Source organism: Natronoarchaeum rubrum (assembly GCF_024494695.1).
The window spans coordinates 26,920-50,720 of the sequence record NZ_JANHDP010000001.1; the positions used below are offsets into that span (position 1 = coordinate 26,920).

Genomic DNA, 23,801 nt, shown 5'->3' on the forward strand with positions numbered 1-23,801 from the left:
TCGCTCCCGCATCTTAACAGTTGCCGAGTCGAGAGTCTTCGAAAATCAGGGTGTTTATATACTGTCGTGAGGCGCAGTAGATATGCGCCGTCGGATCGTGGACCGGTTGGGTGACGTGCCGTACGAGGAGTTTCTGGTGTACCTCATGGGGCCGTACAAGTCGTTCTCGATCGAGGAGGTCGTCCCGGACGACGCGGAACTCGGTGGCCCGTTCGCCGAGTGGGACCCGTCTGAGGGTGCGTACGATCACGACGATGTCGTCGCGACGCTCCGGCGGCTTCAGGGGAGTCTCCGGACCGATCCCGGCGTGAACGCCTTTCTGGCGGTCGACGCCGGAATCGATCTCGACGAGATGGACGCGGCGACCCAGACCATCGAGTTCGCCCGCGCCAGCAACGTCGTCGTCTTCGCGGTCCCGTTGGTCGGCAAGAACCTCGGCGTCGGCATCGAGGTCGGATCGGTGCTCGCCGACCTGGAGGACGACGACCGCGAGCGCGTCGTGTTCGTCCACGAGGACGGCGTCCGAAGCGCGATGATTCAGGGCGTCGCACGGCGCTGGGAGGCGACCGTGTACTCCTACGCGGACGAGTCTGAACTGGTCGACCGGATCCGACTGTTCGTCACTGACATCATGTACCGTGAACTGCACGGCGACCTCGATCCGAAGGGTGAGTAGGACGCCGGGCGACGATATTCCCCGTTACAAATCGTATACCTTTACCACGGCTGTGACGAGAACCGGACGAACGCAACCGATGTCTTCGTTCTCGAACCTGCGCCGACTCGGCCGGTTCGACGTCCTCGTTTTGACATCGCTGCTGTGGTTTCTCGCGAAGTTTCTGCGCTATGCGTTTCCGCCGCTGTTCGGCTCGCTCCAGACGGTCTACGGCGTCTCGAACGCCACCCTCGGAACCGCCTTCACAGGGTTCATGCTCGCCTACGCCGCGATGCAGTTTCCCGCGGGGCTGCTCGCAGATCGGTTCGGCTCGGTCCGCGTGATCACGGCCGGCGCGCTCGTCGCGATCGGCGCCGCCCTCCTCGTGGTCGTCGACTCGCCGTTTGTCGTCCTCGTGTTCGCGATGGTCGTCATGGGCGCGGGGACGGGCGTCCACAAGACCGTCGCCGTCGAGTTGCTCTCGCGCACCTACCCCGCCCGGACGGGCCGCGCGCTGGGCATCTTCGACACGTTCGGGACGTTCGGCGGCGTCGTCGCGCCGGCCGCCGTGGTGCTGTTCGCGGGGCTCCCGGGCGTGCTCGGCGCGGGCTGGCGGACGCTGTTTCTGGTCGCCGCCGGCTGCGGGCTCGCGGCGACCGGGCTCTTCGCCGTGCGGACGCCGCACCGTCTCGGGGGCGACGCGGGGGACGCCGCTGCTGAGAGTGCCAACCCCGACGGTGGCGATGCTGCCGACGGCGCCGCGCTTCGCGCCGATCTCCGACGGTACGCCGCCCTGTTCCGCGACCGCCGGTTCGCCGCGTTCGTCGCGGTGACGATCCTCTCTTCGTTCACGTACAACGGGCTGGTCGCGTTCCTGCCGCTGTATCTCACCGCCGAGACCGGCGTGAGCGAGGCGACCGCGGGCGCGCTCTACAGCGCCCTGTTCGCGGTGTCGCTCGTCCAGATGATCTCGGGCGAGGCCAGCGATCGCCTCGGCGCCCTGCCCGTGATCGTCGCCGCGCTCTCCCTCTCGACGGCGTCGCTGCTCGCCCTGCTGACGCTGTCGGGCGTCGCGGGGGCGCTCGGAATCGGCGCGGTGGTGGTCTCGCTCGGCCTCGGCTCCCACGCGTTCCGCCCGGTCCGGGGCGCCTACCTGATGTCGATCGTCCCCGAGTCGATGGCCGGCGGCGGGTTCGGCGCGGTGCGCGCGCTGTTGATGGGCGCCGGCGCGATCTCTCCGGCGATCGTCGGCTTCCTCTCCGAGGCGGCCGATTTCCGGATCGCGTTCGCGCTGCTGGCCGGGACGCTCACCGCGGCGACGGCGCTGGCGGCGCTGCTGTGGATATTCGATTGACGGCGCGAAAATCGGCGAAACCTACTCGCGCTCGTCGAGAATCCGGTCGATAATCGTCCCCGTCGAGAGCAACTCGCCCTCGAACTCGGGCTCTCTGGCCGACGCCCGTCGCACCTCGCAGTCGATCCCGCGCCGATCGAGTTCCGCGGCGATGGCGTCGTCGTCGTGGTGCTGGTCGTGGCCCAGCGCGATCACGTCCGGATCGATCTCCTCGATCGGCGCGAAGATGTCTTCGGGATGGCCGATCCGGGCGGCGTCGACCGCCTCCAGAGCGTCGACCATCGCGACGCGCTGGCGGTCGGGCAGGATCGGCGGCTCCTTGTGGGTCACGTTCGCGCGCCGCGCGACGATCACGACGAGCCGGTCGCCCATCGCGGCGGCGTCCCGCAGGTAGTGGACGTGGCCCGGGTGCAGGATGTCGAACGTGCCCTGCGCGACGACCGTTACCATCCTCGCCCTCCGTCGTACTCCTCGTCACGCAGCTCCTCGTCGATATCGTGCTGGTCGAAGTGGAAGAACTCCTCGGCGTCGGGCAACTCCACGTCGATCACCTCCAGACCGCGCGGCTCGCCTTGCGGGTCGAACGCCTGCCAGTCGTCGCGGCCGTACGGCGCGCCGATGATGATGTGAACGTCGCCGCGATTGAACGTCCCCAGGTCCTCCTGGCTCGGCTGGAGGACGCCGTTGGGGTGCGAGTGGACCGATCCGAGCGAGTGCCTGTCGTTGGGAACCATGTTCGTCTTGACCGTGGCGCTGACGCTGTTCGACTCGGTGCCCGGGATGACGAGCACGTCCGTGATCACCATCCCGTCCCAGTCGAGCCCCAGCTCTCCCGCCTCGGTCCCCCGAAGCATGCCCATGTACTCGTTGGGATGGGTGTCTTCGGAGGCCTGCAGCGCGAACTCCAGGGTCTCCTCGGCGATGCCGAGGACGTCGTTCGACCGGAACAGCGAATCGAACAGGCCCATGCCATACACTCGCCGGGTCCCGATGCTAAACGTTCCGGAAGCGGGCCCGAGCTATTTTGCTGTTAGGTTGATGGGCCGGGGCGTGGTAGCCCGGCGTATCGGGGGTCAGAGTGGACGCGCAGGGACGCCGACCGGGGGCAGTATCGGGTGCACGGACAGTCGCCACCGCGGCGATCGGGTCGACCGACCATGAGTGACGACCGGGCGACGACGCGCAGGCAGCTCCTGCGAGCCGGCGTCAACGGCGGCGCTGCGGTGGGGATCGCGGCGCTGTCGCCGATCGACGACGTGCTCGCGGCCGGCGACGATCCCGTCACGATCACCTACGCGTACGCTCGCGAGGAGCCGGACGACCCGTCGTCGCTGCGCCCGCGAACGAAGACGGTTCCGGGCGACTGGTACCGTGCGGTCACCGGCGCGTTCCGGGTCCACGATCGGCTCGTCGACGCCGACGTGCCCGGGTTGCTCGGGAGCGCCGTCGTACCGGGGAGCTACGACGCGCCGATGGCATCGATCGCCGTCGACGTGCTGCCCGACGCCGAGTCGTTGCTGACCGACGGGCTGTCGGAACTGCTCCGGAGTGTCGACTTCGTCACCAGCACGGTCGAGGAGCTCGAACTGTCCGGCGACGGCGGCACGGACGGCGACGCGGACGGCAGCATCGAGTACGCCGATCAGCTTCCGCTACCGGGCGTTCCGGGGGGCGTCCCCTGCGGCTACGCCGAATCGCTCGGGACACTCTCACCCTCGCTGTTCGACGCGGACGGGCGGCGTTACTTCGTCACGTCGAACCACCTGTTCCGCGGGGACGGCGACGACTCCGGTCGCGCGGAGGATGCGTCGGGCGAGCCGCTACTCCTGTTCGTCGACGAGGAGTCCGAGCAGCAAATCGGGCGCGTCGACGAGCAGTTCCCCACGCAGGACTTCGTGCTGGCGCGACCGACCGACGAGTTCCGGCCGACTAACGGCGTCGTCGCCCCCGGTCCTTCGACCGTCGTGGGCCAGTTCACTCGGATCGGACTCGCGGATCTCAAGGCCCGGGAGAAACCACTGCGGAAGTTCGGTGCCCGGACGGGCTACACCGAGGGGCAGATCCACGGCGTCGACGGCGTCACCTGCTACGCGGGCGATCGGTGTCGCCGCGGACAGCTCAGATGGGGCAGCGAGGCGACGTTCGACGACGGCGACAGCGGCTCGGTCAACTTCCGGCCGGATCCCGAGCGCCCCGACGAGTGGGTCCTCGTCGGCGGTCTCAACAACGCCCGGACGTGGTGGCCGGGGCAGAACTTCACCTGGGGCACCGCAGCGTACCAGATGACCGCGGTCAACGGCGTCCGGTTCTGATGGCAGGCGACGACGGCGTCCCCCGGTCGCTCGCGCGATTTCTCGCCGTTAACCGCCGCCGCTTCGTCGTCGACGCGCTCGCGATCGCGGTCTGGGTGGTGCTCCTGCTCGGCGTCGTCACGCGGCTGGGCTGGCCGCGCTGGGTGTACTACCCGGTGGCCTTTGCCGGCGCGGTCGCGTACACCGTTGCCGTCGGATCGTGGCGACGCCCCGGCGAGAACGGGTGAACCGATAACCCGCGCTTACGCGGCCGTCCAGACCGATAGGCGACGTATAGCTAACAGGTGGGACGCGGTACGTCGCGGTATGGTACTTGACTCCGCAGTCGCGTCCGTGGTCAGCCTGCAGACCGGCGGGTTCGGGGGCTCGATCCTCGCGGCGGTCGTCGTGTTCGCGGTGAGCCTGCTGATCGGCGGCTTCGGCATCTACGCGGGCGCGAAAGTCATCGTCGACGTCGAGGATTACACGTACGCGATCGGGACAGCGCTGATCGGCGGACTGCTCTGGGGGATCATCGAGTTCTTCGTGCCCCTGATCGGCGGCATTCTCGCCTTCATCGCGTACCTGTGGATCATCAACCGGCGCTATCCCGGCGGCTGGATCGAGGCGATCTTGATCACTCTGGTCGCCTGGCTGGCGGTGCTCGTCGTGTTCGTGGTGCTCTCGCTGTTCGTTCCCGGCATCGAGGGCATCGGCGCCTACGGCGTCCCGACGTGACGCCGAGCCGTCGGCGCCGTCACCGCTGCACCGACCGGTCCTATTCGCTCACCGATCGCCGGCTGCGCCGAGCTCGTCGTACACCAGATCGAGCGCCCGCTCGATTTCGCCGACGGACCCGAGATAGCCCGCGCCGGTCCCCGCCTTCGCCGCTTTCGCGGCCCGGCCGGTGAGCACCGCGGGGCCGATCTGGGCGACGGCGCCGTCGCCGACGCTGACGACCCACCCCGCAGCGTCGAACCTGAACTGCTCCGGTCGCGGGGGAAAGAGCGCCTCGCCCTCGTCACCGCTCTCGGTCTCTTGCTCCTGATCGACGAGTCGGACGACGCTCTCGGCGACGGCTCTGGCCTCTCGAACCGCGGCCTGCGCGCTGGCCGGCACCGGCCCGCCGTCGGCGTCGACGACCCGCGCCGCGTCGCCGAGCACGAACGTCCGGTCGGCGATGCGCAGGTCGCCCCGGACGCCCGGGCGTTCGCCGTCGAGCGCGGCGGTGCCGGTGATGCCGCCCGTCCAGACGAACTGTTCGCACGCGATCTCCTCGTCGCCGGCCAGCGTGACGCTGTCGCCGTCGGCGCCTGCAACGACCGCGTCGGTCCGGATCCGGACGCCCCGATCGCGCAGCGCCTGTGCGATGGCGTCCTGAAACGCGGCGTCGAACCCCGGTGCGACGCTGGACTGCTGCTCCAACAGCAGGAGTTCCGGCCCGGCGTCGACGCTGCCGAGCTCCTCGCGGGCGAGCGCGGCGAGTTCGCCGGCGGTCTGGACACCCGACAAACCGGCGCCGCCGATCACCACCCGACCGTCGGGCCGATCCAGCGCGTCGAGGAAGTCGGCGCGGATCGCCTCGGCGTCGGGCAGGCGCTTGAGCGGCTGGCCGTGTTCGGTGACGCCCGGAATCCCGTAGTCGGCCGTCTCGGCGCCGAGACACACCGCGCAGGCGTCGTACTCGATCTCCTCGCCGTCGGCGAGCGTCACCGCCTGCTCGTCGGCGTCGATCCCGGTCACCGCGGCGGTCTTCACGTCGGCGCGGTAGGTCACGTCCGACAGCGGGATCGAGATCTCGTCGACGATCGCCGGGCGCCGGATCGCGCGGTGGAGCTCGTGTTGCACGAGATGTTCGCCGGTGTCGTCGACGAGCAGGAGATCGACGTCGTTCGGCAGTCGGTCTTCGAGGCGCCTGGTGAGCGCGACGCCGGCGTAGCCGCCGCCGAGGACGAGGACTCGCATGGCGTGAGTTTGGGGCTCGTGCGATAAAGAAGTGCGTCTCGGTCGAAGCCCCCGCGACGCGCTTTCCGACGTCGGGGTCGACCGTCAGGCCGCCTTGAACGCGTACAAGGCGGCGGTGTCGTCGCCGCCCGCAGGCACGTACGCGAGGTCGTCGACGACAGTCGGCCCGGAGAGAAAATCGCGGGTCGGATAGTCGGGGTCCGCGAGTTCGTACGCCAGTGCCCTGCTCCCGCTTTCCACGTCGACGGCCCAGAGTCGACGATCGGTGGTCGCGTAGACCACGCCGTCCGCGACGACCGGTTTCGGATGCAGACCGTCGCTCGGCGCTCTCGGCAGACTGGGGAGCTCTACCGACCACTGCACGTCGCCGCTGTCGGCGTCCAGTGCCACCAACTCCTCGCGGTGGGTCGCGTACACGGCGTCGTCGGCGACGGTCGGATCGCCGACGCCGCTCTCGAAGCGCTCTCGGGAGAACTCCCACCGCATCTCGCCCGATGCCGCGTCGACGGCGTACAGTACCGGCGTCTCGCCGTCGGGGTTCGTAGCGGTGTAGACGGTGCCGTTCGCTCCGACGGGAATCCGCCCGTCCATTTCCCCGAACGAGTCCCGTTCGAACACCCAGCGCTCGTCGCCGGTGTCGAGGTCGACCGCGCGCAGGTCGGTCCCGGTGTGAAACGCGACCGCGCCGCCGACCGCGGCGACCTCGTTGGAGAAGCGGGCGGCCGATGGATCGTCGCCGTCCCGGCGCACGTACGCCTGTACGACTTCGCTGTCGCCCGATTCGGGATCGATCTCGTACAGCGGGAACGCCTCGACGGCGTCCGATCCGTACTTCGACTCGAATCCGTCGTCAGTGACCAAGTGACTGCGACCCCGGACGTACAGGTGTCCCTCCCGAACGACCGGTGCGGTCCGGGGTTGGAGCCGTTTCGTCCAGCGCTCTTCTCCGTCGGCGGCGTCGAACGCTGCGAGCCGACCGTCGTTCGCGTGGACGTACGCGGTTCCGTCGATCAGGACGGTGCCGAAGACGGCGAAGTTCGGCGTTTCGAACTCGCCCGTCCAGTCGCCCTCTCCCGTCGACGCGTCGAGGGCGTTCAGCGCGCCGTTCGGAACCACAGAGCCATCTCCGACGACCGGCGCTCGGTTTCCAGTGTGGTCGATCGTCCGCTGCCACGCGACTTCGAGCGTCGTATCGCCGTCAGGATCCGATACCGGTCCAGTGGCGTCCGGATTGTGTCCGCTGCTTCCGAAGTCGTTACCGTAGGAGGGCCACTCGGCGGCCGGTTCGGTGTCGGGGCTCCCGAAACAGCCAGAGATAATTGCCGCAGAAAGGCTTCCGGTCCCGGCGAGGACCTGTCTACGGGGAACGTTCCGATCCATCATTCTATTAACTGAAAGCGGAGGGGAGTAATATCTTCCGCGGCAGCGAGCCGTACCGAACGCTCGGCGGACTCGTGGCGGAGTCGCCCCGCGATACGCGACTGTCTACGCCCGAACCGGCGCCCGACGCTCGACGCGTCGTTTCAGCGAGACGCTCATCGCGTCGACGCCGCGCCGAACGGCGTCTTCGCGGAGCAACAGGGGAACGAGGACGCCCCCGAACACGACGTGGTGCCGGAACCGCGTGGCGTCGTCGGCCCGCCCCAGGGAGAACGAGTGGCGTTCGTCGAACAGGTGCGGGAATCCGACTCGGCTCAGCCACACCAGTCGGTGGGGCTCCTCGACGACCGTGACTTTCGGTTCGGTCGTGTACTCCCTGGCGCCCGGCGGGTCGATCTTTAGATCTAGCCGACCGCCCTTGCGAGCATCGCCCGACGCCCTCGGGATGAACGAGTTCCACTCGACGTACTCGTCGAAGTTCGTCAGCACCGTCCAGACGTCCTCCGGCGGGGCGTCGATCTCGAGCGCCGATTCGATCGTCCGCATCGTCTAGACGTCCGACGCGCCGGGAGAAGTACGCGGGGGACGAGACGAGGTGCTCCGCGACGGTGGCGTTCAGAACAGCGCTTCGTCCTCGTCGAGGATCCGCGCCGGACCGCCGACTTCCCAGATCGCCGTCTCGACGCCGCAGTTCTCGACGACTTCCGCGACGCGCTCGGCGTGCTCGTCGGTCGTGTTGACGTAGACGCTGGCGCCGGTGTCGGTCGAGAAGTAGACGGGGATTCCCTCTTCGTCCCGGAGCTTCCGGACCGCGTCGAAGATCTTCAGCGTGGCGGGCTTCCAGTACACCCAGCCGGCGGGGCCGGTCATCGTCGTCGCCGCGAGCGACAGCGAGTCGTGCTCGGCGAGTTCGAAGGTGTCCTCGAAATCGCCCTCGCGGAGCGAGTCGCGCATCGACTGGATCTGCTCGTGCATGTGGGCCATCCGGGCCTGGAACATGTGGCTGTCCGCGGCTTCCTCGTGGGCCTGCTCGGTCTCCTTGTACGCCGGGACGAGCCCGACGACGATCTTCATGTCGTCTTCGAGGTCCGTCTCGATGCGCTCCGAGCGGCAGTCCTCGTCGTTCATGCCCGCGTAGAGGTGCGAGTACGCGCCGGTGACCGCTCGGGCGGCCGACGCCGACCCGCGACGCGCGATCGTCGAAATCTCGGGGCGCGACCAGTCGAGTTCGGCGGCCTCCGCCAGCGCCATCGCCGCCGCGGCGAAGCCAGACGCCGACGAGCCCAGCCCGACGTTCGTCGGGAAGCTGTTCTCGCTTTCGAGGCGGACGCCGTACACCGAGTGTGCGGCGTCGGACTCCGAGCGGACGTGGTCGACGACCCGCTCGACGCGCTCGGCGGCCCGGCCCTCGAGCTCCTCGCCGTCGACGATGTAGACGTCCTCCTCGCGGTCGAACTCGAACTCGACGGTCGTTCTGGTGTGGCTCGGCGCCGTACAGACGCTGATGCTGTCGTGGTAGGGGAGCCGCAACTGCTCGTCGCGCATGCCGTGGTACTTGACGAGCCCCTGGATCGGATGGGCCATCGCGGTGGCTTTCATACCACCATGGCGTTGCGATTCGCGCTTAAATGTGCCGGATGTTCCGATTCGTAGTTATCCGTCTCCTCCTCGTGGGAGTTCGCAGTCGTCCAGAAAAACAGCCTCCGACCGCGAAAACAGCGCTCGGTTGCGAAACGATGGCGTCGTCAGTCGTCGCGTCCGATCGAGGTCGTCACCGCGGCTGTCCGGTGCCGGCGCCGCCGACCTGCCCGTCGGCCGTCGGCGCGATGCCGAGCTTGTACACTGCGTATCCCGCCCAGACCAGCAGGCCCAGCAGCACCAGCCCGACTCGCAGGTCGACCGGGATCAGCGGCGTCGCGACGGTGGTCCCCTCCTCGACGACCGGCGCGGCCGGCGCGTCGGCGAGGGTGTTGATCAGCCCGAGGACGACGATCCCGAGTGCGATCGGGATCCCGCCGCCGAGCATGGCGATTCTGTCAGCCTTCGTGAGTTCGTTTGGTTGCTTCATCGTTGTGTCCTCCTCAGATCAGGTAGCGCAGCCACGCGTTGTTCTCGGCGAATTCGGTGTTCACGAGCCAGCCGTCGATGCCCAGCACGCGTCCGGCGGCGAACACGACCATCGTCACCATCAACAGCAGCCCCATCAGGTCGCCGTTGACGAAGCCGTGGCCGAAGCCGGCGTTCCCGACGTAGAAGAACACCATCAGGAACGTCCCGAAGAACGCCGCCAGCCGGGTCAGGCAGCCCACCATGAGCCCGAGTCCGATCAGCGTCTCGCCCATCGGGATCATCAGGTTCGGCAGCCACGCAGCGTTCTGGGCGAACCAGTTGGTGATCGGGTGGACGAGCGTCCCCTGGGCGCCGTACTGCATCCAGCCGGTCGCGTCCATCATCAGGCCGCCCTCCATCAGCTTCGTGATCCCGGCGTGGAACATCCAGTAGCCGGTGAGCAGCCGTAGCATCGCGATCCAGTAGCCACCCCAGCCGCCGTTTACGTCGAGCGCGAGTCCGCGGCCGAACAGGTCGGCCCCAGCGCGCTCAGTGTTGGTTGCCATCTGTGTCACCTCACATCTACAGGTTGGGCACTTGGATACCTAAACCCCGAAACCGGTTCCCAGGTGGTGAAAAAAGCGGCTAACGAGCCCCGTACGTCGACGTAGCGGCGGTTTCGGCCCACCGGGGCTGCACGGAGCGGTCGCTATGGAGTGCGACGGCGTGCTGTCGACGGCCGCCGCCGCACCGCGTCGTCTGGCCGTTCGTATGGCGGATACTCAAGTAGGTCTGGCCCCGATGATATTCGGGACATCTGCTGGCTCTCGTGAACGCCGCCCCTGCCCGTCGTCCGCGCCGGAACCGAACCGCTGAAACGACCGCGGTCGCATGCGCAGGTATGGGAACGCCGCTGGACACGCGCGACGCGCAGGCGGAGGAGGTTATCGACCGCTTGCTGGAGGAGTACCCCGACAGCACGATCTCGCTGCGGTACTCCAGTCGCCTCGAGCTGCTGATCGCCGTGATCCTCTCCGCACAGTGTACCGACGAGCGGGTCAACACGGAGACCGAGCACCTCTTCGAGAAGTACGACGGGCCCGAGGACTACGCCGCGGTCGACGAGGAGGAACTCGCCGAGGACCTGAACTCGATCACCTATTACAACAGCAAGGCCGACTACGTCAAGAGCTCCTGTACCGCGATCGTCGAGGACCACGACGGCGAGGTTCCCGACACCATGGACGAGCTGACCGAGCTCAAAGGTGTCGGGCGCAAGACCGCGAACGTCGTTCTCCAGCACGGTCACGACGTCGTCGAGGGGGTCGTCGTCGACACGCACGTTCAGCGCATCTCCCGGCGGCTCGGCCTCACCGAGGAGGAACGCCCCGAGGCGATCGAGCCGGAGCTGATGGAGATCGTCCCCGAGGAGCACTGGCAGCAGTACACCCACCTTCTCATCGATCACGGCCGGGCGACCTGCACCGCGCGGAACCCCGATTGCGCCGACTGCGTGCTCGCCGACATCTGCCCCTCGGAGAAGGGCGATGGCGAGGTCGACCTCGCGAGCGGCGAAGCCTGGTAGCGCTTTTTGGCTCGCGCTCGGAAACCGGGCTGCGGTACAACTTCACTGTTCGACTGGCGCCCGCAGCGGCGTCGACGGCGTCCTACAGCCGCACCGGCGGCGTCCGGACGACGATCGCCGATCCCGGCCCGACCACGTTCCCGCGACGATCGACCAAGACTCATTGGCCCAGTCCCTTTAGGCGCGGACGGCGAACCCAGACGCGGGGGAGACCTATGTCAGACAACGACCCGCGGGAGGCCGAACACGTCGACGAGGAGAACCCGCACGAACCGGACGTCGACCTCGAAAACGCCGAGGACGAGGAGGACGGCAAACCACAGCAGGCCCGCGACGACGAAGAGCTGACCGAGGAGGAAAAGGAGGCCCGTCAGGACGCCGACGAGAAGGAAGCAGAGGAGACGCGCGACTGGGCCGACGACCACGAGGACGAGGCGAGCGAGCAGGAGAACCCGGACAACCACCGGGACGAGCCGCCGTTCGAGAGCTGACGAACCACCGACGTTTTTCAGGGCAGGTACCGCGCGAGCACCAGATACTCGTACGCGAACCGAACCATCCCGACGATGTACGCGAGCAGCCAGAACAGGAGGTAGCCGAACACCCCGATGCGGAGCCGCCAGCGCCAGGCGCTCATGTGCTCGTGGAGCTCGCTGATGTCGATGTCCTCGTCGGGCTCGCGGTACAGGTCCGACTGCCACTTCACCTGGAAGATGCGGACGATTCCGGTCAGCGCGACCAGCAAGAGCGCGTACGCCTGCAGCCCGAAGAAGATGTGGACCGCGAGCATCGGCCCCCACTGGTCGAACGCGCGCGGGATCATCCACACGACCATCGGGACCGTCGTGAGCGCCAGCGCGACCGCGATGTACTTCAGGTGGTGGATCAGCACGTCCCAGGTCACCGTCTCGGCGTCGATGACGATCCACGCCCCGTAGAGATACAGCGGGAAGCTGGCGGTCACAAGCACCGCGACGATCGCCGCGGTGAGCGTTTCGGCCATCGTCGGGAGTTAGGACGACCGGCGGTTAAAGCACGCGAAACGTTCCCGGTCCGCGGGAACGATCCCGCTCCGGCGTCCCCGCGTCGGCATCGCCCCCTCGCCGCCGATCGACCGCAACCGTCACGCTAACGAGGGCGGCGTTCCTACGTTCGACCAATGAGCGAGTCCTCCGACGAGCCCCTCGGCGAGGATCGATCGGAATCGGCGTCCCACGCGGGCGATCCCGACGAGTCGGAGGACCGATCCGTCGAGGAGCTGCGCGCGCAGGTCGAGGACAAGTACGACTTCGACGATTTCGGCCCGGCCGACATGGCAGAGATGTCGGTCGACGAGTGGGAGGCCGCATTCGACGACGAGAGTTGGGTCACCGGCGACGAGCTGATCGGCAGGGTCGAGCAAGACCTCCAGCGGCGCGTCGCCGAGCGAGAGGTGTTCGCGGTGATCGAGCGCGTGCGCCACGGCGACGACGAGTTGCTGCTCGCGTACTCCGACGCAGACTACGCGCTGATCTATCCGGACGGCACCGTCGAGGGAACCGGAACGGTGCTCCGTGACGTCAAGCCGACCGTCGCGCTGTGCTCGATGCCGGAGTACGAGCCCGATCCGGCGCCGGAGGGCGATTTTCTCCTGCCCCACCCCGAGGAGGTCCCCGAGCAGAGCGACGAGCGGGGGAACCTGATGCTGCAACTCGTCGCGGCCGCCCAACTGCTCGCGGGGCTGGGGCTGCTCGGGGCGTCGGTGTACTACGTGGCCGTCGGCGGCGCCCAGCCGGGCACCTCGATGGTCACCGGCGTCGCCGGCCTGGGCTTTCTCGTGATCGGCGTGTTCCTGTTCGTGACGGTCGCCAACGCGCGGCTCTCGGATCGGTTCCGCGCCGAGGAGTACCGCGAACGCCTTCGATCGGTGGGGCTGGAGGACGGCGAGCGCCCCGACTTCCTGCCGATCGACGCGTCGGGCGACGGCGACGCCGTCCTCGAACCCGCCGAGACCGGCGACGAGCGCTCCGAATAGCCGAACCGAGACGGCGTCATCGGTGGGTTTAAGCGAACTCACCCCTGACCATTTCGTGTATGAACAGGCGGGACTTTATGAAGACGGCCAGCGGCGTTTCCGCCGCCGCAGCGGCCGCAGGTGCCGCGGGCTCGTCCGCCGCGGCTCAGGACGCGCCGGCCCTCCAGGAAGGGGGCAACGAGTCCGGCGGCGGGAACCAGACCGGTGGCGGAAACGAATCGGGCGGAGGTAACCAGTCCGGGGGCGGCGCCGGAACGACGCACGAGGTCGTCGTCGGACCGGGCGGCGAGAACGTGTTCCAGCCCGCTGAACTGTCGATCGCGCCGGGCGACACGGTCGTCTGGACCTGGGACTCTCCCAACCACAACATCGCGCCCCAGGACATTCCGGGCGACGCGGAGTGGGAGGGGCATCCGGAGATCTCGGACGCCGGCACGACACACGAACACACCTTCGAGGTGACCGGGACGTACAACTACGTCTGCGAACCCCACGCAGCGGCCGGCATGGAGGGTTCGGTTACCGTCGAGGAAGGCGGCGGTGGCGGCGGTGGCGGCGCCGCAGCCGAGTTCGATCCCCACGACATCGGCGTGCCGATGCAGAAACACTACATCGGCGCCGCGACGTTCCTCGCCATCTTCGCGACCATCGGGTTCACGTTCTACCTGCTGAAGTACGGCGAGTCGGCAAACACCAGCTACCCCAACAAGAAAGACTAAACGATGTCATCCACCGGAAGCACCTACGGCGACATTCACCGCTACGAGCCGCCCCGGGAGAGCACCGCGGCGGCGATCGCGATCGTCCTGCTGACGGTCGTCGAGATCGTCTTCGTCGGGCTGTTCGCGTACGGTCTCACGAGCGGCTGGGCGGCGGGCCCGGCCGGCGAGCCCGCGAACATGTTCCTCGGGACGATCCTGGGGCTGATCTTCATCGATCTCGCCTTCATCCTCGCGCTGTACCGCAAGGAGTTCCTCCCGGACGTCATGATCGTCAAGAAGCGGCGTCGCAAGTGGGAGGACCTCTACGTCCGCGAGGAAGACGCCGACGGCAACGAGCTCGGCGGCGACATGGTCGAACAGTTCAAGCGAGCAGTGTACCCCTACTACAAACGATAACATGACAGATAGCGACAAATATCCGGTCGAGTCGGATCGTCGCCGCTTCGTCAAAGGCGTCGTCGGCAGTTCCGCGCTCGCGGGCGTCGGCATCACCTCCGCGGTGACCGCCGACAGTCTGACGACGCCGGCAGGCGCCGGTGGTGGCCCGACGCAGTACATGGGCATCGAGCGCGTCGGCGGTCCGGCGCCCCGCGGGATGCCCCAGATTCCGATCGAGATCGACGAGGAGGGCGCCCTTCGCGGCGTCTGGCCCGAAGTCGAAACCGAAGAGACGTCGACGGGCCAGGAGATTCAGGTCGCGGAGGCGGAGATCGCTGGCACGACCTACTCGACGACCTGGTTCCAGTACTGCGGCAGCCAGACCAGCCCCGCGGTCCAGCCCGACGCGGACCGCGACAACTACTTCCGGTATGCGGGTCAACAGTACGATTGGCAGACCGAAGCCGAGTTCTCGGGCGGCGACAAGGTTCTCGTCGAGCACTTCGACGACTACCAAGAATTCGGCACCGGCGTCGGCGACGCTGGGCTGGGAAAACCGGCCCAGGCGACCTGGCGTTCCCAGGATCTGGAACCGAAAAACCAGCTTTCGATTCAGATCATCCGGAGCACGGCGATCGAGGAGGCGGCTCAGGACGACGACTGGCTCTCCGAGACCACCGATCAGGGCTTTATCGCGTACCTCAACTCCTGTACGCACTACTGCTGTGTCCCCGGATTCCAGATGCACTCGGGATCGGCCGGTTACGGCGCGGAGAATCTCACCTACTGCAACTGCCACCAGTCGGTGTACGATCCCTTCACCGTCCTGCAACAGCAGTTCGTCGCGCTGCCGCGGCCGGGTGACACCGTCGGAGGCCAAGGATAACAATGAGCTTAGAAAAGAAAGACGACTTCGACCACGATTCGTGGCTCGACACGAAGGACCTCTCGACGATCGAGAAGTCCTATCTGGTCACGCTGATGTGGCTGGACAAGCGGCTTCGGATCGTCGATTATCTGGAGCTGCTGGAGGACATGTACTACAAGATGAACCTCCAGATGCCCAAGAGCCACACCGAGCAGTACGACCTGGACAACAAGTTCTGGTACTGGTACCCGCTGTACTCGCTCGGGTCGCTCTCTATCGTCGCGTACGTCGTACTGGCGATAACAGGGGCGCTGCTCGGGTTCTACTACGCGCCGGGGACGATTACGGCCGAAGGAGCCGACTACGCGCTGGCGTACGACCAGATGCTGTTCATCCTGGCGGAGCTCAACTTCGGGTACATGATCCGGAGCATCCACCGCTGGGCCGCGCAGTTCATGATTGCCGCGGTGTTCCTGCACATGCTGCGCGTCTACTTCACGGGCGCGTACAAGGAACCCCGCGAGCTCAACTGGCTGCTGGGCGTCCTGCTGATCCTGCTGACGCTGCTCTTTGGCTACAGCGGCTATCTCCTGCCGTGGAACCAGCTCGCGCTGTGGGCCGGTACCATCGGCATCGAGATGGCCCGTTCGGTCCCGCTGGTCGGCAGCTGGGCCGCGCAGTTGGTCTTCGGCGGCTTCGCGCTCGGACAGCCGACGCTGATGCGAATGTACATCATCCACGTGTTCCTGATGCCGTTCGTCGTGACGGCGCTGATCGCGCTCCACGTCGGCATCGTGTGGATGCAGGGCATCGCCGAACCCCACTGATACCATGACCGACGACGAATCCGAACCCAGAACTGACGGCAGCGGCACTGGCATCGTCCCGCCGGACGACGAGACGCCCACGTGGCGCGAGCGCAAGGAGCGCACGCAGGGGCTCTCCCGGCTGACCTACGAGTACTTCGAGCGAGCCCGACGCGAGGATCAGGATCTCCGACAGGAGTCCGACTACGTCGAGCGTGACGTGCTCGGCTTCCCGGCCTGGCCTCACGAGACGATCCGTAACCTCGCGATCGTCAGCTTCTTCGTCGGGATCATCATCTTCCTCGCGGCGACGCTCCCGCCCCACCTGGGCGGCGCCGCGGACCCCAGCTCGACGCCTTCGGTCATCCAGCCCGACTGGTATCTCTACTGGTCGTTCGGACTGCTCAAGACCAACCCGCTGAACCCCGAACTGGCGATCCTCGGCGGACAGAAGCTCATGTCCGACAGCGTGTTCGGCGTGGCCATCCACGGCCCGATCCTCGGGCTGATCGCGCTGGTGCCGTTCCTCAACAAGGGGAGCGCGCGTCGTCCCGTCGAGGAGCCGTTCTGGGCCGCGCTGGGCGTCACCGGCGTCCTGCTCTCGTTCACGCTGACGCTCCTCGCTCAGTACAACCTCTTCGCCAGCCAGATGCCGCTGGTGACGACCGGGATGTTCTTCGATCTGGCGTTCATCCTGCCGGCGGTGCTCGGCATCGTGACCTACGGCGTCCTGAAGGCGATGCAGGAAGGGTACATGTACAACCTCAACCGTCGCTACTACCGGCTGCGGCCGCCGCGATAGCCACGCGATGGCTGGCTCCGACGACGACTCCGCCGCCGGCTCGTTCCGTCGCGAGGTCCCCGTCCCGATGGCGGTCTACAAGGTCGTCATGGTGTTCTCGATGCTGATCGCGATCCTGCTGGTAGTCGCCGGTCTCGCGGTCGTCGACGCCGCGACCGATCGCGGGACCGCCGAGGTCGACGAGGTCGACCCCGTCGGCGCGCTGGCCGGCGTCGGACTGGTGTTGACCGGCGCCGTCGTCTACGTGTTCTCGACCCGCTTCAGGGCCGAGGAAATGGAAAACGATAAAGACGACGCCGACCAACTATCGGGTAATGGCTGACGAGTTCATCAAGGGGTTCACGATCTTCAGCGCTGCCGGGCTGTTGTGGATGGTTCTAGCGACCTGGTACCGGACGCCGGAGTTCGACGGCCCGCAGCTGACGGCACCGGTGCCGGAGAACCCGGGCACGTACGACGCGATCGGGATCGTCCTCATGGACGCCATGGTCGCGATGATGCTTCTGGGACCGATCGTGTTCTGGTTCCTGATCCCCGCCTACCAGCAGGCCCGGTCCGCGTACGCCGAGTAAAAACGTCGCGCTCTCCGACGCCAGCTTTCGGTCGTCGTTTCTCCGTCTTCGTTCTCGTCCGTCAGTCCGGCGAGTGGTGACGCTATCGAACGAGTGAACACGGTCGGTGCCGTCGACGTTCGATTGCGCTTGCCCCGCTCGGGGACGCTTCGACGCCGAGGTTCGGCGTCGTCCGGAAGCCGACTCCGATCGGTTGGGCGGCTTCGCCCGGCGAGCGCGGGCGTCGGGGCCGATCGATGACGGCGCGCAGCTATCTGACGATACTACCGGCTGGCTCGCGGTCCGTGTCGCGCGCACGTACTGAGGCGGACACGACGTCCCGCGCTGGTTCGATCGCCCGCTCGTCGGCGTCACGCACGGACGCTGAGAAGCACTCTGTTATCTGGACCGAATGTCGGTCGCGACGAACTGCGCCCGTGTCACTTCCGCGCCGCTGGTCGGATCGAGAACTGTGCCGTGATCGGCAGAAGAGATCGGGTCGGCCCGAGAAAGGGCGCGCCGTTAGACGATGTTGCCCCAGAGCGCGGACTGTTCGAGGATCAAGAAGAGACTCTGGAACAGCGCGTACGCGAGCACGAGCGTCCAGGCCGCCAGCGCTCCCTTCGGCCGTCCGAGCTCCTCTTCCTTGCGGGCCTCGACTTTCCGAGCCTCGAACTCGAAGAAGTCGGTGACGAACAGACCCAGCGCGAGGACGCTGAGGATCGTCCCGGCGTGGAGCGTGATCGTCGTGAAGTAGAACGCGCCGAGCACGAGCAGCACGTTCGAGAGGTCGTGGACCGCGTAGCGGTCGATCGCGTCGGCGCCGCCGTCCCGGTACTGGGAGACGTAGTGACGCTGCGCGAGGAAGCGCGTCACCGCGTTGACGAGCACCAGCACGAGGAACACGTACTCGACGTGGGGCAACAGCACGTCCAGCGGGCCGAACATCGTATCCGGGTTCATACTCGACAGTCTGTGGTTAGGACATTAGTGTTTTTCCAATTGGTCCCCGTTCGACCGCCGCGGGGGCCGTCCACCCCGCTCGCGGCGCGAGCGGTCAGGGCCAGTGGGAGACGCTGTGGGGGCCGACCAGCACGGACAGCGAGCCGTCGACCGCGACCGACACCGGCGTTCGCGGCGGGATCGTCCGACTCCGGCGGTCGTCGACGAGCAGTTCGACCGGCCCCTCGTCGCGTTCGACGGTGAACTCGATACCCTGCTCGGGATCGAGCACCCAGTGGTCGTGGGTCGTCGCGAACGGCGCGACCGGGACGACCGCGACACCGGTGCCCGGTGCGAGCACCGGCCCGTCCGCGGCGGCGGCGTACCCCGCCGAGCCGGCGGGCGTCGCCAGCACGACCCCGTCGGCTCGGAAGCGCGACACTCGGTCGCCGCCCGCGCGGACCGCGTACTCGGAAATCTTCGCCGGCTCCTCGGTGACCAGCATGACGTCGAACGCGGCCCGACCGACGCGCTCGCCGCCGACGGAAAGCGCCAGCAGCGTCCGTTCGCGGCGCTCGTACTCGCCGTCGGTCGCCGCGGTCAGCGCGGCGTCGAGCGCGCCTGCAGGGACCGACCGTACACCGGATCCCGCGTCTACGGGGAGGACCGGCACGTCTGCGTCGCGGCGGGCGAGTTCCACCACGTCGCGTTCGCCCCGAGCGACGACGGCGTCGAGCGACCGATCGAGCAGATCCCCGGCGTCCCCGACGACGGCCTCGGCGCCGGACGACTCGACGCGTTCGACGAGCGCAGACGTCGAGGGGGCCCGCTGGGCCGCGTCGCCAGGTTCGACGAGAATCCCGATCGACTCCATGGCCGCTGGGTAGTGGTCGCGATACAAAAGACTGCGTGGTTCGCGCCCGCCGGGAGTCGCGTTCACGCGCTTCGTCGTCGAACGCGACGGCTGAGAGGACCCGCTCTCGTCACGTACCGGTGAGAGCGCCCCTACGACTTCCAGTCGTCCGGCCGGCGGCGGGCGGTCCCTTGCCGACGCGAACCAAAGTATTCAGTACCCGCGAGCGCCAAGCCCCGGGTATGGCAGCACACGACGGTAGCGACGACGTCTCCCGTCGCTCGTTCATGCGGGCGGCGACGGGAACGGCCGCGGCCGCCGGCGCCGCGAGCGCCGCGGCGAGCGCACAGGAAGGGGGCAACGAGTCCGGCGGCGGGAACCAGTCCGGTGGCGGGAACCAGTCGGGCGGTGGCAACCAGTCCGGTGGCGGCGCCGGTGGCGGCGGCCAGACGTGGGAAGTCGTGGTCGGCCCCGGCGGCGACCTCGTGTTCGACCCCGCCGAGCGCGTGATCGCGCCGGGCGACACGGTCCACTGGACCTGGGACTCGGACAACCACAACATCGCGCCCGGAAGCGTTCCCGAGGGCGCCGAGTGGGAGGGCCACCCCGAGATCGCGAACGCGGGCACCGAGTACAGCCACACGTTCGAGACGACCGGCACCTTCGAGTACGTCTGTGAACCCCACGTCGGTTCGGGCATGGAAGGCTCGGTCGTCGTGCAGGAGGGCGGTCCCGAGACCGGCGGCGGTCCGACCGGACCGGTCGTCCCCAGCAACGCCCTGAGCCTCGCGGTCGGCACGATGGGTGCGATGGTCTCGACGCTCGCGCTGGCGTACTTCTTCATCAAGTACGGCGGCTACGACGACGAGCAGTAGCCCCCGATCGATCGGGTCGCTACGACCGGTCGTTTTCCTCGCGCCCGGCGTCTCCACTCGTACTGCTTCCCCCTTCATGGCCGTCCCCCTCCTGAGGGCCATCGCGGGAATTCGGACCGGGATCACCGTCGTTTCGCACCTCGGCTTCCTCTTCCCGCTCGGCTTCTTCGAGTCGCTCCTCGAACCACTGCCACTCGCGGGTGAACTGTCCCGTCTCCTTGAGGTTCCAGACGTCAGCGTCCCTAACGACCGGTCCGACCCGCGCCGATTGAACCATGTTGACGACCCACAGGACGACGCCGACGCCGAGCATGTACGCGCCGATCGAGGCGGTTTGCTGGAGCGGGGTGAACTGTGCCGGGTAGGTGCCGTAGCGCCGCGGTAGCCCCTCGTAGCCCAGCAGCAGCATCGGCATGAACGTGACGAACGTCCCGACGATGATCAGGAGCACCTGAAACCGTGCGAGCCGGCGGTTGTACATCCGGCCGGTGAGGATGGGGAACCAGTAGTAGCCCGCCGCAATCATCGCCAGCGGAATGATGCCGACGATGATCATGTGGAAATGGCCAACGACGTGGTAGGTGTCGTGCAAGACGAGGTTCACCGGGATCGCCGCGAGGAAGACGCCGGTGATCCCCCCGATGACGAACGTGCTCAAACTACCGAGCAGGCACAGCATCGGGGCCGTCAGACGTATGTCTCCGTTCCACAGCGTCGCGATCCAGTTGAACTCCTTGACGGCGCTGGGGATCGCGATCGCCAGCGAGACGGCCATGAAACTGGCTCGCAGCCCCGGTGACATCCCGGTCGCGAACATGTGGTGGGCCCAGACGCCAAAGGAGAGCACGCCGATGGCGATCGTCGAGTAGACGATGAACTGGAAGCCAAAGAGGCGCCGCCCGCAGAACTTCGGCAACACGAGGCTGGTGATGCCGAAGGCGGGGAGCACGAGGATGTACACTTCGGGGTGGCCGAAGAACCAGAACAGGTGCTGCCACAGCAACGCCCCGCCGCCGTCGGTCGTAAAGAACGTCGTTCCGAAGCTACGGTCGGCGATCAGCATCACCATCGCGCTGCCCAGCAGCGGGAACGCGAACACGATGATCCCGCTTGTGACGAGGATGTTCCACGAGAAGATGTCGAGGCGGTGCCAGCCGACGTCCTCGCCGCGCTCGGTGAACACGGTCACGATGAAGTTGATCGCCCCCATCGTCGAGGCGACGCCGCTGAGGTGGAGGCCCAGCAGCGCGACGGTGATCTGGGGGTTCTCCATCTGGATCGAAAGCGGCGTGTACAGCGTCCAGCCCGTGGCGACCGGCTGCAGCGCCAGCAGCGGGGACGGATCGATCCCGAGCGGGGCGATGGCCTTCCCCAGGAGGTCGGTCAGCAGGCCGCCCCGGACCATCAGGAGCGCCGGCGGGAGCAGCCAGAACGCGATGGCGTTGATCCGGGGGAACGCGAGGTCGTCGGCCCCGAGCAACAGCGGGAGAAAGTAGTTGGCGATGCCGAAAAACACCGGCGTCACGAAGAAAAACAGCATCGTGAACGCGTGGGTCGTGAAGATGGCGTTGTACGTCTCCAGGCCCCAGATCGTCGAGTCGGCGGTCAACAGCTCGGTCCGGATCATCATCCCGTCGGTCGCGCCCCACAGGCCCGCTGCCGTGCCGAACAGGATGTACAGTATCCCGATGTCCTTGTGGTCGACGGTCGTGAACCACCTGATGAGCCCCGTCGGCTTACCGTGGTCGGTGATGCCGACCACCGGCGAGCCGTACCCCCCGTCAGCACGCCGATCCGGTGGGCGGTCCGTCTCGCCGTCGTCGCCGACGTACCGGTAGCCGGCGACGAGCGAGAGCGCGAGCGTCACGACTGCGAGTCCGGAGACGGTATCGAACATCTATTGAATCCCCCGTGAGGCCGAGACCGGCCCTCTCGATCGTACGTTCGAGAGACTCCGGGTAAAGCGTTTTATCGAAATGTCGAGGGCTCTTCGGCCGCTCATGATTTCCCGGCCGCTCCGTCGGCGGTCAGTGGCCTCTCGTCCGATCGATCCAGCAGGCGCCCGTAGACCGCCCCGAGCGTGAAGCCGTAAGCCCAGTGGGCGAACAGCGAGAACGCCGAGAAGATGACCAGCAGCGGCCCGCCGATGTCTCCTCGGCCGGTGACGACGAACGCGACCCAGAGGATCGTTCCCAGCACGACGCCGCGCGCCGCCGGATCGGGGCCGCGCGGGAGGCGCGGTTCGAGCGCGACGAACAGCAGCGGCCAGGCGACGACGCCGGCGATCACGAACAGCGCGAACCCGACGGTCGTGTTTCCGGGGGTTCCGACGAACCGTGCGATGACGTCGAACACCTGGATCGCCGATCGGGTCTCGACTTCCAGCAGCAACAGCAACAGCGACAGCAGCGTCGTTCCGGCGACGCCACCGGCGATCGCGCTGGCGGGCCTGTTCATGCTCCCCCGCGGGCGAGGTCGTTCGACGCGGGTATCGATGCTTGTCCCCCGTGGGCGGGTTCGACGCGGGCGTCGATGCTCGCGTTACCCTGGTCGCCATCGCTCGCGTTCGCCTGACTGCCATCGCTCGCGTTCGCGGTCCCCGCAGACTGGGAGTCGAGCCACTCGCGATAGTTCTCCTCGCCGACGACGCGGACCGTCGAGTTCATCGTGGCGTGGCCCACCCCGCAGAACTCGGCGCAGTACAGGCGGTACTGGCCCGTCTCGGCGAGTCGCGTCTGGATCAGCGTGTACTGGTCGGGGAAGGCGTCCTGCTTGAGGCCGAGCTTCGGGATGTGGACCGAGTGGAGCACGTCCTCGGAGGTGATATACAGGTACACTGGCCGGTCGGTCGGTACAACGAGTTCCTCTCCCGTGGTGACGTCGGCGCCGAGGTACTCGAAACTGTAGCTCCACTGCTCGGCGGTCACTTCCACGACGACGGCGTCGGGCGGCGCGTCGGCCGGATCCGGCTCGCCCGCACCGGGCCCCTGTCCACCGAGTTCGGGCACCGCCGCCACGAACGGGCTCGTCAACACGGCGTAGGAGGCCGCCCCGACGAACAGCAACACGAGTGCGGTCGCCACCGTCCAGGTGATCTCGAGGTCGCGGTTCGTCCGGGTCGGCTTCGGATCGTCGTTGTTCCGGAACCGCCAGACGGTGTACAGCAGGATGAACTCGACGAGCAGCCCGATCGGGACTGCGATGTACAGCAACCGCCGGTTCAGTCCGCGCACGAGCTCCTCGGTGATCGAATCGGGCGCGGCGGCGGCCGGCGCCGCGGCGAGGACCGAAACGACGAGCACCGCGACCGCAGTCCAAGCGATCTGACGCGCTCGTACCATCGTGCTGAATACATCGAATCGAAAAATAAGCGTTCGCCCCGCCGCTCTCGCGCCGAGGCCCGGGAACTATGTCCCGGGGCGTCGACACCGCGCCTATGCTAGAGTGGGTCCGCCGCGAGACGCTGCTCGACGTCTCGATCAACTTCATCCCGATCGTCATCCTGCTGCTCCTGGACCTGCTGTTTCTCGTCGTCTACCCCTGGCAACGGGGGACGGTGTCGTCGATCGGGACCCACGTGCTGACGCTGTTTCCGGTCGTCGTGCTCGCGTTCGCGACCTACCACGCGTCCCGCGCGATCGAACTCGACGCCGCGGGCGATCAGTAGCGACCGCCGACAACCCCCGGATTGACGGCCGAGCGGGTCGAACG

At 67.4% G+C, this 23,801-nt stretch carries 31 protein-coding genes; 17 read left to right on the forward strand and 14 right to left on the reverse strand.

Translation table 11 applies throughout. From position 1 onward, the window contains the following. Nucleotides 1–82 precede the first annotated feature (82 nt). On the forward strand, nucleotides 83–676 hold the full coding sequence (locus NO931_RS00125; protein ID WP_256390587.1) for a DUF7509 family protein: 594 nt from the start codon (nucleotides 83–85) through the stop codon (nucleotides 674–676). Between the two features lie 79 nt (nucleotides 677–755). Beyond that, a complete protein-coding gene (locus NO931_RS00130) occupies nucleotides 756–2,009 on the forward strand; it encodes an MFS transporter (RefSeq protein WP_256390588.1) in 1,254 nt (417 codons plus the stop codon). Nucleotides 2,010–2,030: 21 nt separating this feature from the next. Here the strand turns inward: NO931_RS00130 and NO931_RS00135 are convergent, their stop codons facing one another. Then, complete coding sequence (locus NO931_RS00135) at nucleotides 2,031–2,459, reverse strand: FAD synthase family protein (RefSeq protein ID WP_256390589.1); 429 nt, start codon at nucleotides 2,457–2,459, stop codon at nucleotides 2,031–2,033. Next, nucleotides 2,453–2,977, reverse strand: coding sequence for a JAB/MPN domain protein-containing protein (locus NO931_RS00140; protein WP_256390590.1), 525 nt, complete (start codon nucleotides 2,975–2,977; stop codon nucleotides 2,453–2,455). The genes NO931_RS00135 and NO931_RS00140 overlap by 7 nt, the downstream gene beginning before the upstream one ends. 189 nt (nucleotides 2,978–3,166) lie before the next feature. Here NO931_RS00140 and NO931_RS00145 point away from each other — a divergent pair, with 189 nt between their 5' ends. From NO931_RS00145 to NO931_RS00155, 3 genes are all read left to right on the forward strand, one after another. After that, nucleotides 3,167–4,321 (forward strand): hypothetical protein, encoded by a 1,155-nt coding sequence (locus tag NO931_RS00145; RefSeq protein WP_256390591.1) that lies wholly within the window; start codon nucleotides 3,167–3,169, stop codon nucleotides 4,319–4,321. Continuing rightward, nucleotides 4,321–4,548: a DUF8119 family protein gene (locus NO931_RS00150; protein WP_256390592.1), complete on the forward strand. Its 228-nt coding sequence runs from the start codon at nucleotides 4,321–4,323 to the stop codon at nucleotides 4,546–4,548. Before NO931_RS00145 ends, NO931_RS00150 begins: the two co-directional genes overlap by 1 nt. 142 nt (nucleotides 4,549–4,690) lie before the next feature. After that, a complete protein-coding gene (locus NO931_RS00155; RefSeq protein ID WP_375142022.1) occupies nucleotides 4,691–5,038 on the forward strand; it encodes a hypothetical protein in 348 nt (115 codons plus the stop codon). Nucleotides 5,039–5,086: 48 nt separating this feature from the next. On the opposite strand, the gene NO931_RS00160 is transcribed toward NO931_RS00155, so the two are convergent. From NO931_RS00160 to NO931_RS00185, 6 genes are all read right to left on the reverse strand, one after another. Further along, a complete protein-coding gene (locus tag NO931_RS00160; RefSeq protein WP_256390594.1) occupies nucleotides 5,087–6,265 on the reverse strand; it encodes an NAD(P)/FAD-dependent oxidoreductase in 1,179 nt (392 codons plus the stop codon). A gap of 84 nt (nucleotides 6,266–6,349) precedes the next feature. Further along, nucleotides 6,350–7,648 carry an outer membrane protein assembly factor BamB family protein gene (locus NO931_RS00165; RefSeq protein ID WP_256390595.1) on the reverse strand — a complete coding sequence of 433 codons (1,299 nt, stop codon included), beginning with the start codon at nucleotides 7,646–7,648 and terminating at the stop codon, nucleotides 6,350–6,352. 102 nt (nucleotides 7,649–7,750) lie between these two features. Then, entirely contained in the window at nucleotides 7,751–8,191 is a 441-nt protein-coding gene (locus tag NO931_RS00170) for an SRPBCC domain-containing protein (RefSeq protein ID WP_256390596.1), read from the reverse strand. Nucleotides 8,192–8,260: 69 nt separating this feature from the next. After that, entirely contained in the window at nucleotides 8,261–9,244 is a 984-nt protein-coding gene (mvaD, locus tag NO931_RS00175; RefSeq protein WP_256390597.1) for a phosphomevalonate decarboxylase MvaD, read from the reverse strand. 172 nt (nucleotides 9,245–9,416) lie between these two features. Beyond that, nucleotides 9,417–9,713, reverse strand: coding sequence for a hypothetical protein (locus tag NO931_RS00180; protein WP_256390598.1), 297 nt, complete (start codon nucleotides 9,711–9,713; stop codon nucleotides 9,417–9,419). Nucleotides 9,714–9,726: 13 nt separating this feature from the next. Continuing rightward, complete coding sequence (locus tag NO931_RS00185; RefSeq protein WP_256390599.1) at nucleotides 9,727–10,260, reverse strand: DoxX family membrane protein; 534 nt, start codon at nucleotides 10,258–10,260, stop codon at nucleotides 9,727–9,729. Nucleotides 10,261–10,595: 335 nt separating this feature from the next. Here NO931_RS00185 and nth point away from each other — a divergent pair, with 335 nt between their 5' ends. Together nth and NO931_RS00195 are read left to right on the forward strand one after the other, a co-directional pair. Further along, entirely contained in the window at nucleotides 10,596–11,279 is a 684-nt protein-coding gene (gene nth / locus NO931_RS00190) for an endonuclease III (RefSeq protein WP_256390600.1), read from the forward strand. Nucleotides 11,280–11,494: 215 nt separating this feature from the next. Next, nucleotides 11,495–11,770 carry a hypothetical protein gene (locus tag NO931_RS00195; RefSeq protein WP_256390601.1) on the forward strand — a complete coding sequence of 92 codons (276 nt, stop codon included), beginning with the start codon at nucleotides 11,495–11,497 and terminating at the stop codon, nucleotides 11,768–11,770. Between the two features lie 17 nt (nucleotides 11,771–11,787). Here the strand turns inward: NO931_RS00195 and NO931_RS00200 are convergent, their stop codons facing one another. Beyond that, on the reverse strand, nucleotides 11,788–12,282 hold the full coding sequence (locus NO931_RS00200) for a DUF7321 family protein (protein ID WP_256390602.1): 495 nt from the start codon (nucleotides 12,280–12,282) through the stop codon (nucleotides 11,788–11,790). A 156-nt stretch (nucleotides 12,283–12,438) separates the two neighbouring features. Between NO931_RS00200 and NO931_RS00205 the strand changes: the two genes are divergently transcribed. The 8 genes from NO931_RS00205 to NO931_RS00240 are packed head-to-tail and all read left to right on the forward strand — an operon-like array spanning nucleotide 12,439 to nucleotide 17,441. Continuing rightward, the gene (locus NO931_RS00205) at nucleotides 12,439–13,293 is read left to right on the forward strand and encodes a DUF7319 domain-containing protein (protein ID WP_256390603.1); all 855 of its coding nucleotides are present in this window, start codon (nucleotides 12,439–12,441) and stop codon (nucleotides 13,291–13,293) included. A 59-nt stretch (nucleotides 13,294–13,352) separates the two neighbouring features. Continuing rightward, nucleotides 13,353–14,012 carry a plastocyanin/azurin family copper-binding protein gene (locus NO931_RS00210; RefSeq protein ID WP_256390604.1) on the forward strand — a complete coding sequence of 220 codons (660 nt, stop codon included), beginning with the start codon at nucleotides 13,353–13,355 and terminating at the stop codon, nucleotides 14,010–14,012. Between the two features lie 3 nt (nucleotides 14,013–14,015). Then, a complete protein-coding gene (locus NO931_RS00215; RefSeq protein WP_256390605.1) occupies nucleotides 14,016–14,411 on the forward strand; it encodes a DUF7318 family protein in 396 nt (131 codons plus the stop codon). A gap of 1 nt (nucleotide 14,412) precedes the next feature. Further along, complete coding sequence (locus NO931_RS00220; protein WP_256390606.1) at nucleotides 14,413–15,279, forward strand: ubiquinol-cytochrome c reductase iron-sulfur subunit; 867 nt, start codon at nucleotides 14,413–14,415, stop codon at nucleotides 15,277–15,279. Nucleotides 15,280–15,281: 2 nt separating this feature from the next. Further along, nucleotides 15,282–16,088, forward strand: a complete 807-nt coding sequence (locus NO931_RS00225) for a cytochrome b (protein ID WP_256390607.1) — start codon at nucleotides 15,282–15,284, stop codon at nucleotides 16,086–16,088. A 4-nt stretch (nucleotides 16,089–16,092) separates the two neighbouring features. After that, nucleotides 16,093–16,869: a cytochrome b family protein gene (locus tag NO931_RS00230; protein WP_256390608.1), complete on the forward strand. Its 777-nt coding sequence runs from the start codon at nucleotides 16,093–16,095 to the stop codon at nucleotides 16,867–16,869. A gap of 7 nt (nucleotides 16,870–16,876) precedes the next feature. Then, entirely contained in the window at nucleotides 16,877–17,191 is a 315-nt protein-coding gene (locus NO931_RS00235) for a DUF7315 family membrane protein (RefSeq protein WP_256390609.1), read from the forward strand. Next, nucleotides 17,184–17,441, forward strand: a complete 258-nt coding sequence (locus tag NO931_RS00240; protein ID WP_256390610.1) for a DUF7314 family protein — start codon at nucleotides 17,184–17,186, stop codon at nucleotides 17,439–17,441. The genes NO931_RS00235 and NO931_RS00240 overlap by 8 nt, the downstream gene beginning before the upstream one ends. 501 nt (nucleotides 17,442–17,942) lie before the next feature. Here the strand turns inward: NO931_RS00240 and NO931_RS00245 are convergent. After that, on the reverse strand, nucleotides 17,943–18,383 hold the full coding sequence (locus tag NO931_RS00245) for a DUF7313 family protein (protein WP_256390611.1): 441 nt from the start codon (nucleotides 18,381–18,383) through the stop codon (nucleotides 17,943–17,945). A gap of 94 nt (nucleotides 18,384–18,477) precedes the next feature. Continuing rightward, entirely contained in the window at nucleotides 18,478–19,236 is a 759-nt protein-coding gene (locus tag NO931_RS00250; RefSeq protein ID WP_256390612.1) for an NAD(+)/NADH kinase, read from the reverse strand. 221 nt (nucleotides 19,237–19,457) lie between these two features. Between NO931_RS00250 and NO931_RS00255 the strand changes: the two genes are divergently transcribed. Then, nucleotides 19,458–20,090, forward strand: coding sequence for a plastocyanin/azurin family copper-binding protein (locus NO931_RS00255; RefSeq protein WP_256390613.1), 633 nt, complete (start codon nucleotides 19,458–19,460; stop codon nucleotides 20,088–20,090). 19 nt (nucleotides 20,091–20,109) lie between these two features. On the opposite strand, the gene NO931_RS00260 is transcribed toward NO931_RS00255, so the two are convergent. The 3 genes from NO931_RS00260 to coxB all read right to left on the reverse strand — a co-directional run bounded on the left by NO931_RS00260 (nucleotide 20,110) and on the right by coxB (nucleotide 23,431). Then, entirely contained in the window at nucleotides 20,110–21,987 is a 1,878-nt protein-coding gene (locus tag NO931_RS00260) for a cbb3-type cytochrome c oxidase subunit I (protein ID WP_256390614.1), read from the reverse strand. A 101-nt stretch (nucleotides 21,988–22,088) separates the two neighbouring features. Further along, the gene (locus NO931_RS00265; protein ID WP_256390615.1) at nucleotides 22,089–22,547 is read right to left on the reverse strand and encodes a DUF6789 family protein; all 459 of its coding nucleotides are present in this window, start codon (nucleotides 22,545–22,547) and stop codon (nucleotides 22,089–22,091) included. Then, nucleotides 22,544–23,431, reverse strand: coding sequence for a cytochrome c oxidase subunit II (gene coxB, locus NO931_RS00270; protein ID WP_256390616.1), 888 nt, complete (start codon nucleotides 23,429–23,431; stop codon nucleotides 22,544–22,546). Before coxB ends, NO931_RS00265 begins: the two co-directional genes overlap by 4 nt. Before the next feature lie 95 nt (nucleotides 23,432–23,526). On the opposite strand from coxB, the gene NO931_RS00275 reads away from it, so the two are divergent. Continuing rightward, nucleotides 23,527–23,757, forward strand: a complete 231-nt coding sequence (locus tag NO931_RS00275; protein WP_256390617.1) for a DUF6684 family protein — start codon at nucleotides 23,527–23,529, stop codon at nucleotides 23,755–23,757. The last annotated feature ends 44 nt before the right edge of the window (nucleotides 23,758–23,801 follow it).

What these genes read in the sequence shown, in the direction of transcription:
- NO931_RS00265 (WP_256390615.1), bottom strand. Translation starts at nt 22,547, where the DNA reads ATGAACAGGCCCGCCAGCGCGATCGCCGGTGGCGTCGCCGGAACGACG.
- NO931_RS00235 (WP_256390609.1), top strand. Translation starts at nt 16,877, where the DNA reads ATGGCTGGCTCCGACGACGACTCCGCCGCCGGCTCGTTCCGTCGCGAG.
- NO931_RS00145 (WP_256390591.1), top strand. Translation starts at nt 3,167, where the DNA reads ATGAGTGACGACCGGGCGACGACGCGCAGGCAGCTCCTGCGAGCCGGC.
- NO931_RS00240 (WP_256390610.1), top strand. Translation starts at nt 17,184, where the DNA reads ATGGCTGACGAGTTCATCAAGGGGTTCACGATCTTCAGCGCTGCCGGG.
- nth (WP_256390600.1), top strand. Translation starts at nt 10,596, where the DNA reads ATGGGAACGCCGCTGGACACGCGCGACGCGCAGGCGGAGGAGGTTATC.
- NO931_RS00230 (WP_256390608.1), top strand. Translation starts at nt 16,093, where the DNA reads ATGACCGACGACGAATCCGAACCCAGAACTGACGGCAGCGGCACTGGC.
- NO931_RS00165 (WP_256390595.1), bottom strand. Translation starts at nt 7,648, where the DNA reads ATGATGGATCGGAACGTTCCCCGTAGACAGGTCCTCGCCGGGACCGGA.
- NO931_RS00125 (WP_256390587.1), top strand. Translation starts at nt 83, where the DNA reads ATGCGCCGTCGGATCGTGGACCGGTTGGGTGACGTGCCGTACGAGGAG.
- NO931_RS00180 (WP_256390598.1), bottom strand. Translation starts at nt 9,713, where the DNA reads ATGAAGCAACCAAACGAACTCACGAAGGCTGACAGAATCGCCATGCTC.
- NO931_RS00220 (WP_256390606.1), top strand. Translation starts at nt 14,413, where the DNA reads ATGACAGATAGCGACAAATATCCGGTCGAGTCGGATCGTCGCCGCTTC.
- NO931_RS00200 (WP_256390602.1), bottom strand. Translation starts at nt 12,282, where the DNA reads ATGGCCGAAACGCTCACCGCGGCGATCGTCGCGGTGCTTGTGACCGCC.
- NO931_RS00150 (WP_256390592.1), top strand. Translation starts at nt 4,321, where the DNA reads ATGGCAGGCGACGACGGCGTCCCCCGGTCGCTCGCGCGATTTCTCGCC.
- NO931_RS00195 (WP_256390601.1), top strand. Translation starts at nt 11,495, where the DNA reads ATGTCAGACAACGACCCGCGGGAGGCCGAACACGTCGACGAGGAGAAC.
- NO931_RS00160 (WP_256390594.1), bottom strand. Translation starts at nt 6,265, where the DNA reads ATGCGAGTCCTCGTCCTCGGCGGCGGCTACGCCGGCGTCGCGCTCACC.
- NO931_RS00185 (WP_256390599.1), bottom strand. Translation starts at nt 10,260, where the DNA reads ATGGCAACCAACACTGAGCGCGCTGGGGCCGACCTGTTCGGCCGCGGA.
- NO931_RS00130 (WP_256390588.1), top strand. Translation starts at nt 756, where the DNA reads ATGTCTTCGTTCTCGAACCTGCGCCGACTCGGCCGGTTCGACGTCCTC.
- NO931_RS00245 (WP_256390611.1), bottom strand. Translation starts at nt 18,383, where the DNA reads ATGAACCCGGATACGATGTTCGGCCCGCTGGACGTGCTGTTGCCCCAC.
- NO931_RS00255 (WP_256390613.1), top strand. Translation starts at nt 19,458, where the DNA reads ATGGCAGCACACGACGGTAGCGACGACGTCTCCCGTCGCTCGTTCATG.
- NO931_RS00275 (WP_256390617.1), top strand. Translation starts at nt 23,527, where the DNA reads ATGCTAGAGTGGGTCCGCCGCGAGACGCTGCTCGACGTCTCGATCAAC.
- NO931_RS00260 (WP_256390614.1), bottom strand. Translation starts at nt 21,987, where the DNA reads ATGTTCGATACCGTCTCCGGACTCGCAGTCGTGACGCTCGCGCTCTCG.
- NO931_RS00215 (WP_256390605.1), top strand. Translation starts at nt 14,016, where the DNA reads ATGTCATCCACCGGAAGCACCTACGGCGACATTCACCGCTACGAGCCG.
- NO931_RS00170 (WP_256390596.1), bottom strand. Translation starts at nt 8,191, where the DNA reads ATGCGGACGATCGAATCGGCGCTCGAGATCGACGCCCCGCCGGAGGAC.
- NO931_RS00140 (WP_256390590.1), bottom strand. Translation starts at nt 2,977, where the DNA reads ATGGGCCTGTTCGATTCGCTGTTCCGGTCGAACGACGTCCTCGGCATC.
- NO931_RS00205 (WP_256390603.1), top strand. Translation starts at nt 12,439, where the DNA reads ATGAGCGAGTCCTCCGACGAGCCCCTCGGCGAGGATCGATCGGAATCG.
- NO931_RS00225 (WP_256390607.1), top strand. Translation starts at nt 15,282, where the DNA reads ATGAGCTTAGAAAAGAAAGACGACTTCGACCACGATTCGTGGCTCGAC.
- NO931_RS00210 (WP_256390604.1), top strand. Translation starts at nt 13,353, where the DNA reads ATGAACAGGCGGGACTTTATGAAGACGGCCAGCGGCGTTTCCGCCGCC.
- NO931_RS00135 (WP_256390589.1), bottom strand. Translation starts at nt 2,459, where the DNA reads ATGGTAACGGTCGTCGCGCAGGGCACGTTCGACATCCTGCACCCGGGC.
- coxB (WP_256390616.1), bottom strand. Translation starts at nt 23,431, where the DNA reads ATGGTACGAGCGCGTCAGATCGCTTGGACTGCGGTCGCGGTGCTCGTC.
- mvaD (WP_256390597.1), bottom strand. Translation starts at nt 9,244, where the DNA reads ATGAAAGCCACCGCGATGGCCCATCCGATCCAGGGGCTCGTCAAGTAC.
- NO931_RS00250 (WP_256390612.1), bottom strand. Translation starts at nt 19,236, where the DNA reads ATGGAGTCGATCGGGATTCTCGTCGAACCTGGCGACGCGGCCCAGCGG.